Genomic DNA, 16,263 nt, shown 5'->3' with positions numbered 1-16,263 from the left:
CACAATTGAAGGAACGCCAATTCATTGATTAGAGATCAACTTTCCTTCCCATTTTCTTTGGGGTTTTTACAAGTTCATGAGCACTAGTATGAAAAAAATCGCCTTTCTATTTCTCCTTTTTTTTGCGCAGCTAGAAGTCTACTCGCAAGACTTTACTGTCACTTCCTATACTGTTGACATTACAATTCATGAAGAAGGATACTTCGATGTGGTGGAGAAATACAACCTTAATTTCGAAGTGCCAAAACACGGGATCTATAGGGATATTCAGCTGGCTTATGACTTACAAAACGAAGAAGGACAGCAAGTTAAACGCCAATTGAAACTTAGTAAAATCGAGGTCCCTGGATACAAATTTGATGCGCCTTCGGCATTTGGACAAAAATATTCTGATAATGCCCGGATTAAAATCGGTGATGCGAATGTGACACTGGAAGGTCCGCAGCAATATGAAATCAGGTATAAAGTTGAGAATGCTTTCCTCTTTGAATCCGAAGCAATCCAATTCTATTGGAATATCAAGCCGAGTGATTGGTATGCTCCATTTAATAAAATAGCCTTTCAGGTTCACCTTCCTAATGGAGTAACTCTTCAGCAAGATGATTATTTCTTGTATTCAGGTACCGTAGGATCGAATGTTCCCACTGATGATTTTGAGACCAGCTATGCTAATGGAGTCTACTCGGGTAACAGCAAAGAAGGCGTAGTATCCTCGGGAGGAGAAGCCGTTACAGTTTTGCTGAAATTACCACTGGGAAGCGTTAAAGAAATCAAGCCACTCTGGCCTTTCTGGACAGACTTCGGCTGGACTCTGATTCTTCCATTTGTTTATTTTGCCTTTTATTCCATCTGGAAAAAGCATGGGAAAGACGATCATGTAACAACCACCACGAGCTACTACCCTCCTCCAGGCATGGACCCTGCTATGGTAGGTTTCTTGATCGATGACTCTGGAGATACTGTTGATCTTATCTCTTTGATTCCATTTTGGGCTTCCAAAGGTTTTTTAACTATCGAAGAAATTGATGAAAAAGGCTGGTTTGCCAAAGATGATACTAAGCTCATCAAATTGAAAGAAATCGAAGCGGACGCTCCATTATATCAGCGCCAACTATTCAATGGTCTCTTTGCCAGCAAAACAGAAGTTCTCGTCAGCAGTCTCAAGGAAAAATTCTACACCACTATGAGTACCGCAAATGGGAGTTTGAAAGATGCTGCCCAACTATATTACGTCAACAAATCCCGTAAAATAAAGAATTACACCATTTTCGGATTGATACTATCAATGATCATTCTAGTCCCTACTTTCTTGTTTTTCTGGGGAATTCTTGCAGCCATTGTAACGGGTGTTTCAGGTATATTCCTTCTGATCATGAGCCAGTTTTTGATCAAAAAGAACAAAGAAGGATCTATGATTCTTTCCGAGTTGAAAGGCTTTAAGCAGTTCATCAAAGTAGCTGAGGAAAACAAACTCAAAATGCTACTGCAGGAAGATCCCACCTATTTCGAAACTACGATGAGCTACGCCCTAGCTTTTGGGATGTTTGACAAATGGGCCAAAAAATTCGATGGACTAAACCTCCAACCACCGACCTGGTATTATTCTTCCACAGGAAGGATGATGACGATGAATCATTTCTCGAAATCTTTCAACAATTCCATCAAATCCACCCAATCCACCATGGTCAGTTCCCCATCTAGCTCTGGAGGTTCTGGTGGTGGTGGTTCATCTGGAGGTGGCTTCGGTGGTGGTGGTGGCGGAAGCTGGTAATTTTTATTTAGACATACTTAACATGAAAAAAACAGGACTCTTTTTAACTGCATTCTTCATTTTTGCGATGAATATGAATGCCCAATCCTTAGACGACAAGTATCTGAGTAAAGTTCAGACACTTGACAGCACAATTGAAACACTGTATGGGGTGATTTCTGGCAAAAAAGGTGAAGAGCGAAATTGGGAGCTGTTCAACTACTTATTCCATCCAGATGCAAAGTTGATCCCAACGGGAAAAAACCAGGCGGGGGTGATTGGCGCTACTTTTTTGTCACCTCAAGATTACATTGACAGAGCAGCAAAAATGCTGGTTGATATAGGTTTCTTTGAGAAAGAAACGCACCGAACAGAGGACACTTTTGGGAATATTACACAGATTTTTAGTACGTATGACTCCTTCAACCATGAATCAATGGATAAACCCTTCGCAAGAGGAATCAACAGCATTCAACTCCTAAACGATGGGGAAAGATGGTGGATTATCAATATCTATTGGATGCAGGAATCCCCAGAGGCCCCTATCCCAGAGATATATTTGTCGAAAAAGTAATTCTGCCTAAATGAACCGAGAACAACTCCAAAGAGATTTTTTTCCAGCGGAGATTATGCTCAAATTATACAGAGATCTAGCAGGCTCTGGAGCAGAAGCTAAAATAGAATTGATCGATGAATACATTGAGAAAGTTCGGGATTCTTATGATGAAGATGTCCTCTATATAAAGCAACACAATCAAATAGCCCACATTTACTGCATGTCGGAGCAACATAAACAAGCTATATCCCATTTTGAAATGGTGGTTGAAAAAATGGCTCCGGATGACTACCCTCCCATATATTTTCTAGCTATTAATCTATTGATTAGAAGCAATTGCATTCTTACAAATTATGATGTTGCTAAGAAATGGGGTGAGCTGGCGCTAAAAAACCACCATCATGCAGATCCAATTTCCAAGTTGCACATTCTCAACGATTACATGGATGTTCTCTCCGAAACTGAAACTGATTTAGATAAAAAACACTACTCAGTGATTCAATCAATCATTGATGAATATGGATTCCCTGAAAAGTTGGGAGATCCAGTGGAGACCGTTCGATCTATGAATAAAAGACATAAGTTTTGGGCTAGAAAAATGGGTGATTTGACACTTGCTTATGCTAAAACTGATGGTGCAAATACTTTTGAGGATTTGGAGCAATACATAGAATCCTGTGAAATAGGATGGTATAAAGTCCATGCTTTGAAATCTCTCGACCTACTTAAAAACAAAAGTGCCCAAGGATAAAAGACTTGTGGTAATTTTGACTCCACCTTTTTTCCAAAAAAGATTAATATGAAAAACAGCGTATTTATAGCCACCAGTCTTGATGGACTCATTGCAGGAAAAAACGATGAGTTGGACTGGCTATCTACTTTTCCGGAAATTGATCAAATCGATACTGGTTTTAATGACTTTACCTCCCGCATCGACGCATTACTGATGGGAAGAAATACCTTTGAGGTGGTAGCGGGCTTTGAAGGAGAGTGGTTTTACAATAAACCTGTTTTCGTCTGGAGTAATTCCCTGACAGAGATACCAGAAAGATTAGAAGACAAAGCCTTTCTTGTCAAAGGCAGTATCACAGAAGTACTTGACGAAATCCATGGTAAAGGATATCAACAGCTTTACATCGATGGAGGAAAAACTATTCAAAGCTTTCTAAAAGAGGATCTAATTGACGAAATGATCATTACCACCATTCCTGTATTACTGGGGTCAGGCATTCCCATGTTTACAGATTTACCCAAACGCTTGGTCTTTGAATGCATCAAATCAACCCGATTTTTAGATAAAGTGGTGCAAAATCATTTCGTCAGATCAAGATAACTCACCTCGCCGTCCATCCCCCATCCACAGTGAGCATGGATCCCACCATATAGCTTCCAGCATCTGAAGCCAGATAGATGGCAGCGCCTTGGATTTCTTCCAATCTCCCCCATCTTCCAAGTGCTGTAGCACCAACGATAAATTTCTTTCCTTCTTCCGTTTCTGCAATTGGCAGATTCATTTCTGTCAAAAATGGCCCTGGACAGATTGCATTCACATTGATATTGAATGGGGCAAACTCCAATCCTAGCGCCCGTGTCATCTGAACCACAGCACCTTTGCTGGAAGTATATGGAGTACGATTGGAAAGGCCAACCAGGCCTAAAGTACTTGCCAAATTAATGATACTGCCACTTTTCACCTCTTTCATGTAAGGTGTTACAGCCCTACAGCAAAGCCAGGTTCCAGTGACATTGATGTCCATCACTTTCTGAAAATCTTCTAAGGTTAATTCATCTATTGCACCTCGAATATTGATTCCAGCGGAGTTAATCAAGACATCTATCCTTCCAAAAGCATCGAAAGCAGCTTTTGCCATCGCTTCTGTCTGCTCTTTGTTCACCACATCCGCTTCAAAAGCAATTGCCTTCACACTGTAAAGTTTGGCAATTCTCTTGGCAGATTCCTCTCCTTCTTTGAGTGTTCTACTGACCAGCATCACATTTGCGCCGGCAGAAGCTAGCCCTTCGGCCATAGCTAGACCGAGTCCTTTGGAGCCTCCTGTGATGATTGCTGCTTTTCCTGTTAGATCAAAAAGTTTGATTCCAGGTAATTTATTAGACATGAGTTTAAGGTTAATATGTTTGAGACTAAGTAATCAATTAAAAAAACCTAACGCTATTTATTATTGTTTTTATAAAGTTAGCACTTTACTATTTGTTACTTTTGCCTTGTAACTCTTCAAATTCATCCTTAGATATAAAACCTGTTTCATAGAGCCATTCAACTCGCGTTGTTCTTAATTCAAAGTCTCCCTTTAAAGAATTTAAATATTTTTCTTTCACATAGCATCTTGCCAACAATTTCAATTCTTTAATAAATGAGTCAACCTCATTTTGGTTGGCCTTTGTTCTAAAAAGTATAAAAGTGGCCTTCGCTGTCGAAATATAAACTTCATTTACCCAATTCATAAAGGAAAGAAAAGAAAAAGCTGTAGTTGCTATTCCAAATCCAATAATAATACTCCAATCAGCTTTTGTTTCAGGTATTGTGATTTTTGAAAAAAATAATACAAAGAAAAAAAACCCGGACATTCCAGTCATTAATAACCAAAAAATAGGGATTTGAGAATGTTTGTAAATTGTGTTGGTTTGCAATTCTTCATATGGAATTTCAGCTTCAATAAACTGATTAAAGATCCCATTTTCTGTATATGTAAAACCCTCTTCTAGTAATACCATTTTTCGGCTGGTGAAGAGTTTTTTCTGATTTATCTCTATTTTTCTCATTTCTGACAAAATTATCCTAATAAGATTCGACTATATTCCAGACAAGCCAATACATTCTTCTCTTCATAAGCTAGTTGCTCTTCCTTACTCAGACCTGTCACATGCGGCAACTCACCTTTGAATTGATTTTCTTCCATCAATCGCTCCATTCTATACACATCCAATCCTGACAAATGATCGAATGTAGCCCAATAGCTATCTTTCATTACAGGGATTTCCAGCGGATCACGAGTGATCATCTCCAGACTAAAGTTGATCTCAGGATTATACTTTTTACAAAGTTCAACTGCAGATTTCAAATCAACAATTCCTTCACCTAATGGCACTTCGGAAAGCAGAAATCCCTCAGGGTAGTTTTTCACACCCATATCTTTCACATGAGTAGAAAAGGCATAAGGCGCTAAGGTCTCGATCACTTCCATTGGATTTTCCATAAATGAAAGATTATTTCCGAAATCCAAAGTCACACCTACCCACTCGCTCCCCAGCTTTTTGATGATTGCTTCCAGCTCCTTTGCTGTCCAATCTTTATGATTCTCTACTGCCAGCTTCATGTTATGCTTTCGCACAATGGGCTCGGCTAGTTCAATCGATTCAATCGCTTTTGTCCGAAATGCCTCGTAATCACCTAAGGTTTTGAAAGTAACATAGCGTCTTCCACTCAGGCAGGCCGTTCGCAAAACCGTAGCCCCTGCCTCTTTTGCTGCCAGAACTTCTGCTTCAAACTTAGCGATCTCATCTTTTGACTTTGGCAAAGAAATGCTTCCCTCCATATACAATCCTGTCTTTTCCCTCGCATCTCTTACTTTTTTGGCAAAATCTGAAGACCAACCATTGACCAATGTCTGCACACCGCCCGCTCCTATTTCCTTACAATGCTCGATTAAACTGAGGGCATTCTCAAAGCCTGGATAGTTCTCGCTTGGTGTATCCGAATGCCATCTCGCAGCATAAGAATGTACTACAATTCCCATGGGTACATTTCGCAGAAAATCAGGAATTAAAGGCAGGGGAAAAGTCATTGCCATTACTCCAAGCCCAGCTGTCTTTATGTAATACCTTCGGTCTGAATTGTAGCTCGATAGACTGGGTTTAGAACTGTTCATAGCTTATGGTTTTGGGGCTTCCACAGGAGGCAATGACTCTATGTACTCATCTAATTCGGCCGCTTTCCAAGGGTAAACTCTTCCTTGAGTTGACACCCGAGTTTTGCCAATAGTACGGCCAGAAATCGGTGAAGCTTGGTTGCCCCACTCATTTCTAATATAAGTCAAAATCGCCGCAATACTTCCATCGTCCATGGTAGAATGTGCAGGCATAACCGGGAGAATATCCGGAGCATCATAGGTTTTTCCGGATACTTCCACCGGACCTTCTAAGCCATGAAGTAAAATCATCGCTAACCTGCCCTCGTTGCCCAAAACCCATTCAGATCCTACTAAAGGAGGTCCCATCCTCGGAGCTCCTGCTCCATCTGAACCATGGCATCCTGCGCAAGTCACCAGAAATTTCTGCCGACCGTCAGCAAATTGCTTCATTGCCTTCTCATCCAACTGATTAGCAACAAGCTTCACTTCTGAAGGCGTATAGCCAGGCCAAGTAAACAATCGCTTCAGCATATCCACACGATTTTCATCGATAGGCAGATCAGTTCTTTTGAAAAGTGCTGGCTCTGAAGTCAAAGGAATAGGTTTCCGATCTTTCAGGTTGGCTGCCTGAATGGACATTCCAGAAATGAGAATATTTTCCTTCCAGCCTAACTCTTTCTCGTCTGCCAAGGTCAATAACCCTTTTACTTCTTTTTGATCTCCATTTTTAACGATTGCACTAGCTAGTGTTTCAAGAAAAATCTCTTTGGTCTGCTCTTTCACCTTCCACTCTTCTGATGCCCAAAGCTTTTGTAGGAAATCATATTCCCTTCCGCCCAAACTACTCAACATCGCATCACGAATTAATGGATCATCTCCATACTTTGAGAAAATAACCGAAAGCACATGTTCATCTTCAGAAGGCTCCAGCACATAACTACTCAGCGAAAGTTGCAGGGCTTCCTGTGAAGTGGTAGAATCAACTACTTTTTCCATAGCCTCCGCAAGTCTCCCTTTAATAGCACCAGACTCCATAGCAAATGGTTCCAATAACCTAAGAGCAGTACTTTGAACCAAACCATCAGAATTTTCGAAGATTGACAGAAGGAAATCTGCTGAGAGCAGTTTTAAACCTTCCAAGGTCCATAGTGCATGAAATCTTCCTAGTTCGACGGACTTTGAATCAGCAGCGAGCTGCATCAACTTCTCTTTTACAGACTTGTCATTCTGCTCCACCAAGAGTCTCTGGGCCATATCTCTATACCAGCCATCCCTATTTGAAAGAAATGCGATCAATTCATCGTTGCTAGCTTTTGAAAGCTTGGGTTGAGCTAAAGCATTTTTTCCTTTTGGCACTATTCTCCAAATCCTACCCAAATGCACGGGCATTTCCAGCCCTCTACCAATTGTTTGCTCCCGCAAATAAGGCGTCAAATATTCTCCATGCTGAATCAAACCACGGTACATATCTGCAATGTAAAGTGCGCCATCTGGGCCCGTAGCAAAGTCAACAGGTCTAAAACGTTCGTCTGTTGATGCTAGAAATTCAACTCCCGAGTGCGGATCTTTTCCTTCCAAAATATTGCCTTTTTGGCTGATGATATTTCGCTTCACCAGATTACCCGCAGGTTCGGCGACAAAGGCATTTCCATAATACTCCTCAGGAAAAAGTGTTGATCTATAAATCCATGGAGAACAGGCAGCTGTAAACTCCATCAAGCGCTGGTCTTCACTGAGGACGCCAGGAATGTATCCTCGATTGACGGCTGGCGTCTTACGAATAGGGAAAACTCTGCGATCCATGCTAACTCCGTAATCAATACCGGTTGATGGAGAATGATTGGGGTTACGGGAAAGGTAATTTGGAGGAACCAAATCCGCATGCAACTGCGACCAATTGTAATTATAAAATAAACGACCTTGATCGTCCTGACTGATTCCCCATTGACCACGAAACTCGGTAGTATCTCTAATCCATTCGCCATCTTGGTATTTATACCTCAGCCTGGATTTAGCATTGTAATACCAATTGTCAACATTGCGAAGTAGCCCATTATCTGAGTGTTCAGGATTTCCCGAGGATGCGTAAGTGGAATCCAAAAGGACTTTTGTATCAGCTTTTAGATCTCCATCCAGATCTTTGGTGATCCAAAGGGCAAGATTTTCAGAAACTAAAACCCCATCCGCGAAAAAACCGAGCGCTCGAGGCATGATCAGACTATCAAGGTAAATCGTGCTTTTATCCATTACTCCATCACCATCCTCATCTTCAAGCACCGAAATTCTACCGATTGGTTTATCCTCTTCAGAACCAAGGGTATCAGTCATAAAACCACGCATCTCGATCACCCAAAGCCGGGAATCCTCATCGAACGTGATGAAAACCGGATCTTCCACCATGGGTTCGGCGGCAACTAACTGGATTTGAAATCCCTCTTCTATCTGGAAAGTCTCTAATTCTTCTTCAGCAGCCTGGGCAGGAGAAGGGTTTGAAGGGTCTTCTTGTACAGGTTTAGAACAAGAAAATAGGGTTATTGCTATCAAAAAAGATGAAGCAATACGAATAATCGACATACTACAAATTGGTATTTTGGGTTTGAGCTGAGAGCGCTTAAAGTCGCTAACCTTTAATATCTTGGCTATTCAACTTAAGACAGATACAATTTTAAACATATTACTTTCTTACACAAGAAAGAATTAATCCAACGGCATGATTATTCATTTCTATACAAAAGGAAATTAAACAGACTTATTAGGTATATTCATTTTCATCCTTCAAAACGTCAAAATGAAGAAAAACATACTACTGGTAGTGATTCTATTTCTGTTTTCATTTTATGTTATTAAAAAAGAGGTTTGGGAAAAGCGCGCTCCAACTTCGGTAACCCTCATCAAATCTGAACTTTCCTGGAATGGAGATTCCTTGCCCAACTACCCAACTTCCTCCCCGGAGATATCAATTCTTAAAATCACCATTCCAGCACATTCTGAACTTCCACTTCATTATCATCCCGTTATAAATGCAGGCGTGCTTTTAAAGGGTGAGCTTTTTGTGATCGATGAAGATGGAAATGAACTGACCATGAAAGCAGGCGACCCCATTATAGAAGTAGTGAATAAAAAGCATTTGGGAAGAAATTTGGGAGATGAAGACGCAGAAATTATCGTCTTCTATGCTGGCGCAAAAGGCATGAAGATTACGGAAAAAGTGCAATAGTAACTTCCAAACCTTAACTTTGCGCAAAATACAAGCAAATGAACTTTTCAGATTTAGGACTTTCCAAGCAGATACTTGATGCCATCAAAAAAGCCAATTACGATACTCCCTATCCTATTCAGATAGAAGCTATCCCGGCTGTTTTGCAAAAGAAAGATGTACTAGGAATAGCACCAACAGGCTCTGGAAAGACGGCTTCTTACATTCTTCCCATTCTCCAAAGACTTCAGGAAAAAGAGGTGAATAAAGGTAGAATGATCCCGATTCTAGTACTTGTACCTACCCGCGAACTGGCGAGTCAAGTAGCAGAAGTGACTGAGAATTTCGCCAGATTTTTAACCCGACCTGTCAAAGCATTGGCAGTTTTCGGAGGAGTTTCCATCAATCCTCAGATGATGAAAATCTACGGAACGGATATTTTGGTCGCCACTCCCGGGCGATTGCTGGATTTGCTTTCTAAAAATTCTCTGAATCTGAATCAAGTTGAAATACTGGTATTGGACGAAGCAGACAAGGTTTTGAATATGGGATTCAAAGAGGAAGTAGATCTGATTTTAGAAAAACTACCAAAGAAGCGTCAAAACATACTTTTCTCTGCAACGACCGAAGAAACCGTAGAAGGGTTAATCAATGAAATGCTTCATGAGCCAGTCCGAATCACTGCTGAGCCAGACACTGTTTCCCCAGATTTAATTGAGCAGTATGCCTACCGAGTTCCTATGGAACAAAAAGGCCCATTCCTGCGCTATTTGATCAACTCTGGGGATTGGTCCCAGATTTTGGTTTTTGCTTCCTCTATCCGAGCAGCAAATAACATTGTCACCAAACTCAACAAAAATGGAATCGATGCTTTGGCATTTCATGGAGACAAAAGCCAAGGTGCTAGAACTGAGGCTTTGCATAGATTTAAATCCGGGAAAACCAGAATTCTTGTTGCGACTGACCTGGCAGCCAGAGGAATTGACATCAAGTTTTTGCCGCTTGTGATCAATTATGAATTGCCGAGGTCGCCAAAGGATTATGTACACAGAATCGGAAGAACTGGTCGTGCTGGTGCCACTGGAGAGGCAATTTCCTTGATTGCTGAAGAGGATTTGCATCACTTCAAAATCATCCAAAAGAAGATGAAAAAGCATGTGCAGTTGAGAAGTATAGAGAATATTGAGTTTTAATAGGAAGATTTCCTGCAGATATTCGCAGATTTATTTAGACTATTGATCGTGCCGTTGGCACTCTTATAATCAACACATTCCATTTCAACCCAGAATTTCATTCTGGGCTTTTATTGACCTTGCTGTTGGCAAGGGATTTCACTTTTCCTTAAAGCAATAGCGCCAAAGGCAGGATCCATATTTTAAACGAATTCGATTCACAGCATAGCTATTCGACTTAGAAAACCTACTTTAGACTATCGTCAAGCCTTAACTTTAGTCTTATGAAAATTCAACGATCCATTTTTATCCTTTTGCTTTTCGCTTCTCAAGTCACTTTTTCGCAGCAAACAACAAAATCTCCCAACGTCATTCTCATCATCACGGACGATCAAGGCTACGGAGATCTAGGATCCACAGGTAATCCTCACATTAACACACCGACCCTGGATGCTTTCGCTGCAGAGAGTGTTCGATTTACTAATTTCTATGTTTCCCCAGTTTGTGCTCCTACCCGGGCGAGTTTGATGACGGGCCGCTATTCCCTTCGAACCGGTGTGCGCGATACTTACAATGGAGGTGCGATGATGGCTTCAAGTGAAATCACCATCGCTGAACTATTGAAATCAAAGGATTATGCGACTGGGATTTTTGGAAAATGGCATCTGGGAGATAATTACCCTATGCGACCTAGCGATCAGGGATTTGACGAATCACTGATTCATCTATCCGGAGGAATGGGCCAAGTCGGAGATTTCACTACGTATTACCAAGGCGATCGAAGCTATTTTGATCCGGTGCTCTGGCATAACAATCAGCAGGAAAGTTATGAAGGTTACTGTTCTGATATTTTCGCAGGTGAGGCAATCAAGTTTATTGAGAAAAATAAGGACAAACCATTCTTTACTTACTTAGCTTTTAATGCACCGCATACCCCACTTCAGGTTCCAGATGAATATTATCAAAAATACAAAGACATTGATCCTTCGTTAGGTTTTGGAACTGATGGAAAGCCCTTCTATCCCATGTCTGAAAATAATAAAGAAGACGCGCGGAAAGTTTACGCAATGGTGGAAAACATCGATGATAACCTGAGAAAGCTTTTCCAAAAACTGGAGGAACTCGGAATCGAAGATAATACCATCGTCATCTTCATGACTGACAATGGTCCTCAGCAGCAACGCTATGTAGCTGGACTAAAAGGTCTAAAAGGAAATGTATTTCAAGGTGGAGTAAGAGCTCCATTTTTCATTCGATATCCTAATGGATTCAAAGGAAACAAAGAGATCAACACGCTTTCTGCTCATTTAGATGTACTTCCTACGCTTGCTGATCTCTGTGGATTTGAAGTACCAAAGGACAGGAAAGTAGATGGTCAAAGTCTGCTTCCTTTGATTCAAGGCCAAAATGCTTCAACGATTGACCGCAGTTATTTTGCGTATTGGACGAGAAAATACCCTGAGCTTTACCAAAATATTTCCATCCAAAAAGCAGGCTGGAAGTTGGTGGGAAATACGGATTACAATTCAGAAATCGAAAAATTTAACTTATACAATCTGAATGAAGATCCATATGAGCTAAATAATCTTTCCTCAAAAAATGTAACCAAAGCGACGGAATTGAAATCCGAAATGGATGCGATCTACTTGGAGCTGATCAATGAAAAAAATCAGAAAGATCCTCCGATCATTCATGTTGGAAATGCATCTGAAAACCCAATATTTTTAAACAGAAATGATGCTGCCGGAGAGCGGGGAATCTGGGCGCAGGAGGATATTTTCGGCTACTGGAATGTCAGTATTGAGCCGGGAATTTATGACATTCGGGTGAAATTCATCAAACCCGTACCTCCCAAAGGAAGGATGACCATTGAGACTTCCAACTACGCCAACATTGCTTTTGATAGATCCAACGAAGAAGTGGATATCTTTGAAATGAAGGGAGTCTCGCTCCAAAAGACCAAAGGACAATTGCTCCCTTTTTATGAGGTGAAAGGACAGCGCTATTTTCCATTTTGGATAGAACTCGAGAAAAAATAAACAACTCATGAATAAAAACAGGCTAGAAGCATTCAGCGATGGCGTATTGGCAATTGTCATCACCATCATGGTTTTGGAAATCAAATTTCCAAGCGGAGATGAATGGACAGATTTGCAGCCACTTATCCCGGTGTTTTTGAGCTATACTTTGAGCTTTATTTACATAGGTATTTATTGGAACAACCATCACCACATGCTTCATACTGTCACCAAAGTAAATGGTAAACTGATGTGGGCAAATCTTCATTTACTATTCTGGCTTTCTTTAATCCCATTTACAACTGGTTGGGTAGGAGAAAATAGCTTTGCAGCTTTTCCTATGGCGGTTTATGGGATAATACTTCTCATGTCTGCTATTGCCTACTTTATCTTACAAAGACTAATCCTCCACAGTCAAGGGCCAGATTCCATCTTAGCCAAAGCTCTGGGCAAGGATTTAAAGGGAAAACTGTCACCAATTATGTATCTCCTCGCGATCGGTGCTTCTTGGATTGATCCAGCTATTTCGGGAGCCATTTATCTTTTTGTAGCCTTGATGTGGTTGATTCCTGATTTGAGAATAGAAAAGATGATAATTGCAGAAACGGATTGAATTAGCTTAACGTGTATTCTTTGGTTATTTTAAGAGGATTCAAAATCTTCCAATTAAATCTAGTTGGATTTTTATAAGATCTATTTCGATTAGTGATTTATCAACGATTTATTATTTATCATAAATTTTTCATAAAAAAATAACCAGATATTTACGAACTCATTAACGACTACCCCTGTTTACTTCAATTAATCCGAATTTTAAGATCAAATAATTTTTAGGGTGGAAAAGAAATACAGCAAAACGGAATACTTTAAGATTGTCCTGGTACTAGGTGCCTTGTGTACGATTAGCCCATTTTCAATCGATATGTACCTCCCAGGTTTTCCTGAGATGGCCAAGGATCTGAATACACCTATCTCCAATATTCAGCTTTCCCTTACTGCCTATCTAGTCGGTATTGCCATTGGTCAGTTGTTTTATGGACCTTTGCTGGATAAGTATGGGCGAAAAAAACCGCTCTATGCAGGTTTGGCTATATACATTCTTGCATCCATTGGGTGTGCGATGTCACAGTCTGTAGCAAATCTGGTTTTCATGCGCTTCCTTCAAGCTATTGGAGGCTGTGCAGGAATGGTATCTGCGCAAGCTATAGTTCGGGATATTTTTCCAGTGAAGAAAATTGCACAGGCCATGTCTTTGCTTATTCTCGTGATTGCGGTTTCACCGATGATCGCTCCAACTTTAGGTGGTTTTGTCACTGCAGCTTATGACTGGCACTGGGTATTTATCATTCTTGCAGTACTCACAGCTTTCATTTGGATTGCTACAGTAGTAGTACTTCCCGCTGGAGCGCTTCCGGACAGAGAAATCTCCCTAAAGCCAAAGCAGGTATGGAAAGGCTATATAAAAGTCCTGGAAAACAGACAGTTTTTAGTTTATATGCTAGCCGGAGGAATAGCTGGAGCGGCGCCTTTTGCCTACATCGCAAGTTCAGCAGATGTATTTATGAATTTATACGGCTTGAGTGAGCATCAATTCGGTTGGATCTTCGCTATCCTAGCCTTTGCCATGATAGGCTCTACACAGTTGAATCATATTTTATTAAAGAAATTTTCATCCCAACAAATCATCAACTTCTCCTTACACTATCAAGTGACGGTGGGTTTGATTTTAGTCACAGGAGTCTATTTCAACTGGTTTGATGTGCTTTCCTTGATCGCTTTGATGTTTGTGTTCCTAACAGCCCACGGCCTGAATGGTCCAAATACCACCGCACTTTCTATGGCACCATTTGCTAAGGCAGCAGGCTCCGCTTCTGCAATGCTGGGAAGCATGCGTATGGCAATCGGTGGAATTGTGACGGCAATCGTCAGCTTATTCCATGCAAGTTCTGCATTCCCCATGGTAATGGGCATGGCGATCTGTGCAGTCGGAGGTTTTATAGTTTTAAAAATGGATCAGTCTATCCCGGGAACGATCAGCCGGGAAAGAAATAAAGAGGTGTTTGCCTCTTAAAACCTATAAAATCTAAAAGCCGAAATTCGTGATGAATTCCGGCTTTTAGATTTTAATCTGTGATCGCCTCTATCAAATCTGGATGAACCTGTTCCCCGGTATTTCGATCAAAAAGCGCAAAACCATAATCTCCTGCGTAGCCATTATCCCAATAGAATGGAACCAATCCATGGCTGACCATACTTTTGGTCACATAGCTTAGGTAGTCAGCCACGTAGCGGTGGTTTTCCTCAGCTTTTTTCATGATTGCCCCATATTCACCCATCAGTACGGGAACACCTTGATCAATAAAATTGGTTTTCATTTTTTGGAACTGCGCATCCACATGAGATTCCCCTCCCCAAGCAGCTGTTTTTGAAGGATCAGTCGCATTTGTGCCCCATTGGGTGATGATTTCATCCTCCCGCAAAGCAAATTCATAGGGGTCGTAATAATGCGCTTCGACCATCAGACGATCCTCTGTATCATCCGTTGGCATATCGAAGAAATTCACCCCATGGTCAATATTTGTGTTAAATGTCTGTACGACTAGGTTTCTGTAGGTATTTCTCCCACCTGTGGAGCGCACAGCATCCACGAAGGTTTGATTAAAAGAATTCTGCACCTGATAATATTCAGGTTTCGGGGTACCATAATCTCCTTCCACCATCACTTCATTTGTTCCGGCAAAAAGTAGGTGATCATCATAATCCCGGAAATTCAATGCTATCTGAATCCACATTTTCTCCAGTCTGTCATTCACATAGTCCTGCTGTGCAAAAGTCGGCTGCATCCAGCCTTCGTCCCAATGGATGTTCATCAGCGCATACATGTCATTGTCGAGCACATAATCCACCACTTCCTGCACTCTAGCCATCCAGGCAGGATCGATTTCGTAGGTCTCTGCATTGGTAAATTTACTCCAGGCAACAGGGATTCTTACCGAAGTAAAGCCAGCAGCCTTGATCGCATCGATGAGCGCTTTTATAGTTTTCGGATTGCCCCAGGCGGTTTCCCCTCCTATCGCTTCTAGGGAATTACCAAGATTCCATCCTATCCCCATTTCACCTGCCAGATCCAAGCTAGAAATATCACGCATTCCGGTATTATCGGCGGGGATGTAATATGCTGGAAATTGAGGCTCACTCGCATCCTGAGTTATTTTAACTGGCTGGATGATAGTCCCGGATCGTATATTTATAACAGTAGTCCGGAGTTCTTCTGTGGGGTTTAAATCAACTTTTACGGATATCTGAGCATTCCCAGATCCTTGTCTTGGGCTCACAGTAATCCACGAGGCATCATGCTCCACCTGCCATTGTTGATTACTCGTAATTGCCAGACTCAATGTTTCTTCAGTAGAAACGAACACTAGCTCGGTTGAAGAAACCATAAGAGTAGCCGGTTCTTCTTTTTCCCCACAGGAGAAAATGCTAAGTGAGAGTAGAGCTGCAAGTGAGAAAAATCTAGATAGGTTATTCATAGGGTTTAATTTAATCCTTTCAAAAGTATTCAATCCTTCACTATCCAAAGGGGGCTAAATGTTAGCGAAAAGGGATTCATTTGTTACTTAAACTTATAATTGCTGATAGAACCGCTTGTTTACTCCTATTCTATCGGCAAAGGAATATTCCCTACTTTTGCGAATCCAA

At 41.1% G+C, this 16,263-nt stretch carries 14 protein-coding genes; 9 read left to right on the top strand and 5 right to left on the bottom strand.

Features of this window, described 5'->3' with window-relative positions:
* The first annotated feature begins 88 nt into the window (after positions 1-88).
* From LV83_RS11695 to LV83_RS11680, 4 genes are read left to right on the top strand one after another with little or no spacing between them, the layout of a single operon-like run.
* Positions 89-1,771 carry a DUF2207 domain-containing protein gene (locus tag LV83_RS11695; RefSeq protein ID WP_111611719.1) on the top strand — a complete coding sequence of 561 codons (1,683 nt, stop codon included), beginning with the start codon at positions 89-91 and terminating at the stop codon, positions 1,769-1,771.
* 22 nt (positions 1,772-1,793) lie between these two features.
* Positions 1,794-2,324 (top strand): hypothetical protein, encoded by a 531-nt coding sequence (locus LV83_RS11690; protein ID WP_111611718.1) that lies wholly within the window; start codon positions 1,794-1,796, stop codon positions 2,322-2,324.
* A gap of 10 nt (positions 2,325-2,334) precedes the next feature.
* The gene (locus LV83_RS11685; protein WP_111611717.1) at positions 2,335-3,057 is read left to right on the top strand and encodes a hypothetical protein; all 723 of its coding nucleotides are present in this window, start codon (positions 2,335-2,337) and stop codon (positions 3,055-3,057) included.
* Positions 3,058-3,105: 48 nt separating this feature from the next.
* Positions 3,106-3,639, top strand: coding sequence for a dihydrofolate reductase family protein (locus LV83_RS11680; RefSeq protein WP_111611716.1), 534 nt, complete (start codon positions 3,106-3,108; stop codon positions 3,637-3,639).
* 1 nt (position 3,640) lies between these two features.
* Here the strand turns inward: LV83_RS11680 and LV83_RS11675 are convergent, their stop codons facing one another.
* The 4 genes from LV83_RS11675 to LV83_RS11660 all read right to left on the bottom strand — a co-directional run bounded on the left by LV83_RS11675 (position 3,641) and on the right by LV83_RS11660 (position 8,749).
* Positions 3,641-4,423, bottom strand: a complete 783-nt coding sequence (locus tag LV83_RS11675) for an SDR family NAD(P)-dependent oxidoreductase (protein WP_111611715.1) — start codon at positions 4,421-4,423, stop codon at positions 3,641-3,643.
* An 88-nt stretch (positions 4,424-4,511) separates the two neighbouring features.
* A complete protein-coding gene (locus LV83_RS11670; RefSeq protein ID WP_111611714.1) occupies positions 4,512-5,087 on the bottom strand; it encodes a hypothetical protein in 576 nt (191 codons plus the stop codon).
* A gap of 11 nt (positions 5,088-5,098) precedes the next feature.
* Positions 5,099-6,193 carry a sugar phosphate isomerase/epimerase family protein gene (locus LV83_RS11665; RefSeq protein ID WP_245947040.1) on the bottom strand — a complete coding sequence of 365 codons (1,095 nt, stop codon included), beginning with the start codon at positions 6,191-6,193 and terminating at the stop codon, positions 5,099-5,101.
* A gap of 3 nt (positions 6,194-6,196) precedes the next feature.
* Entirely contained in the window at positions 6,197-8,749 is a 2,553-nt protein-coding gene (locus LV83_RS11660) for a DUF7133 domain-containing protein (protein ID WP_111611712.1), read from the bottom strand.
* Between the two features lie 214 nt (positions 8,750-8,963).
* On the opposite strand from LV83_RS11660, the gene LV83_RS11655 reads away from it, so the two are divergent.
* The 5 genes from LV83_RS11655 (at position 8,964) to LV83_RS11635 (ending at position 14,632) form a co-directional block, all read left to right on the top strand.
* On the top strand, positions 8,964-9,392 hold the full coding sequence (locus tag LV83_RS11655) for a cupin domain-containing protein (RefSeq protein WP_111611711.1): 429 nt from the start codon (positions 8,964-8,966) through the stop codon (positions 9,390-9,392).
* Positions 9,393-9,430: 38 nt separating this feature from the next.
* Complete coding sequence (locus LV83_RS11650; protein WP_111611710.1) at positions 9,431-10,564, top strand: DEAD/DEAH box helicase; 1,134 nt, start codon at positions 9,431-9,433, stop codon at positions 10,562-10,564.
* Positions 10,565-10,827: 263 nt separating this feature from the next.
* Complete coding sequence (locus LV83_RS11645) at positions 10,828-12,582, top strand: arylsulfatase (protein ID WP_111611709.1); 1,755 nt, start codon at positions 10,828-10,830, stop codon at positions 12,580-12,582.
* A gap of 7 nt (positions 12,583-12,589) precedes the next feature.
* On the top strand, positions 12,590-13,174 hold the full coding sequence (locus tag LV83_RS11640; RefSeq protein ID WP_111611708.1) for a TMEM175 family protein: 585 nt from the start codon (positions 12,590-12,592) through the stop codon (positions 13,172-13,174).
* A gap of 222 nt (positions 13,175-13,396) precedes the next feature.
* Positions 13,397-14,632 carry a multidrug effflux MFS transporter gene (locus LV83_RS11635; RefSeq protein WP_394335801.1) on the top strand — a complete coding sequence of 412 codons (1,236 nt, stop codon included), beginning with the start codon at positions 13,397-13,399 and terminating at the stop codon, positions 14,630-14,632.
* Between the two features lie 52 nt (positions 14,633-14,684).
* Here the strand turns inward: LV83_RS11635 and LV83_RS11630 are convergent, their stop codons facing one another.
* Entirely contained in the window at positions 14,685-16,094 is a 1,410-nt protein-coding gene (locus LV83_RS11630) for a cellulase family glycosylhydrolase (RefSeq protein WP_111611902.1), read from the bottom strand.
* Positions 16,095-16,263: the final 169 nt, after the last annotated feature.

It is taken from the genome of Algoriphagus yeomjeoni, assembly GCF_003259505.1.
In the GTDB taxonomy this organism is placed as follows: Bacteria; Bacteroidota; Bacteroidia; order Cytophagales; family Cyclobacteriaceae; genus Algoriphagus; species Algoriphagus yeomjeoni.
This window is presented reverse-complemented; position numbering and strand designations above follow the sequence as displayed.

What these genes read in the sequence shown, in the direction of transcription:
- LV83_RS11695 (WP_111611719.1), top strand. Translation starts at nt 89, where the DNA reads ATGAAAAAAATCGCCTTTCTATTTCTCCTTTTTTTTGCGCAGCTAGAA.
- LV83_RS11690 (WP_111611718.1), top strand. Translation starts at nt 1,794, where the DNA reads ATGAAAAAAACAGGACTCTTTTTAACTGCATTCTTCATTTTTGCGATG.
- LV83_RS11685 (WP_111611717.1), top strand. Translation starts at nt 2,335, where the DNA reads ATGAACCGAGAACAACTCCAAAGAGATTTTTTTCCAGCGGAGATTATG.
- LV83_RS11680 (WP_111611716.1), top strand. Translation starts at nt 3,106, where the DNA reads ATGAAAAACAGCGTATTTATAGCCACCAGTCTTGATGGACTCATTGCA.
- LV83_RS11675 (WP_111611715.1), bottom strand. Translation starts at nt 4,423, where the DNA reads ATGTCTAATAAATTACCTGGAATCAAACTTTTTGATCTAACAGGAAAA.
- LV83_RS11670 (WP_111611714.1), bottom strand. Translation starts at nt 5,087, where the DNA reads ATGAGAAAAATAGAGATAAATCAGAAAAAACTCTTCACCAGCCGAAAA.
- LV83_RS11665 (WP_245947040.1), bottom strand. Translation starts at nt 6,193, where the DNA reads ATGAACAGTTCTAAACCCAGTCTATCGAGCTACAATTCAGACCGAAGG.
- LV83_RS11660 (WP_111611712.1), bottom strand. Translation starts at nt 8,749, where the DNA reads ATGTCGATTATTCGTATTGCTTCATCTTTTTTGATAGCAATAACCCTA.
- LV83_RS11655 (WP_111611711.1), top strand. Translation starts at nt 8,964, where the DNA reads ATGAAGAAAAACATACTACTGGTAGTGATTCTATTTCTGTTTTCATTT.
- LV83_RS11650 (WP_111611710.1), top strand. Translation starts at nt 9,431, where the DNA reads ATGAACTTTTCAGATTTAGGACTTTCCAAGCAGATACTTGATGCCATC.
- LV83_RS11645 (WP_111611709.1), top strand. Translation starts at nt 10,828, where the DNA reads ATGAAAATTCAACGATCCATTTTTATCCTTTTGCTTTTCGCTTCTCAA.
- LV83_RS11640 (WP_111611708.1), top strand. Translation starts at nt 12,590, where the DNA reads ATGAATAAAAACAGGCTAGAAGCATTCAGCGATGGCGTATTGGCAATT.
- LV83_RS11630 (WP_111611902.1), bottom strand. Translation starts at nt 16,094, where the DNA reads ATGAATAACCTATCTAGATTTTTCTCACTTGCAGCTCTACTCTCACTT.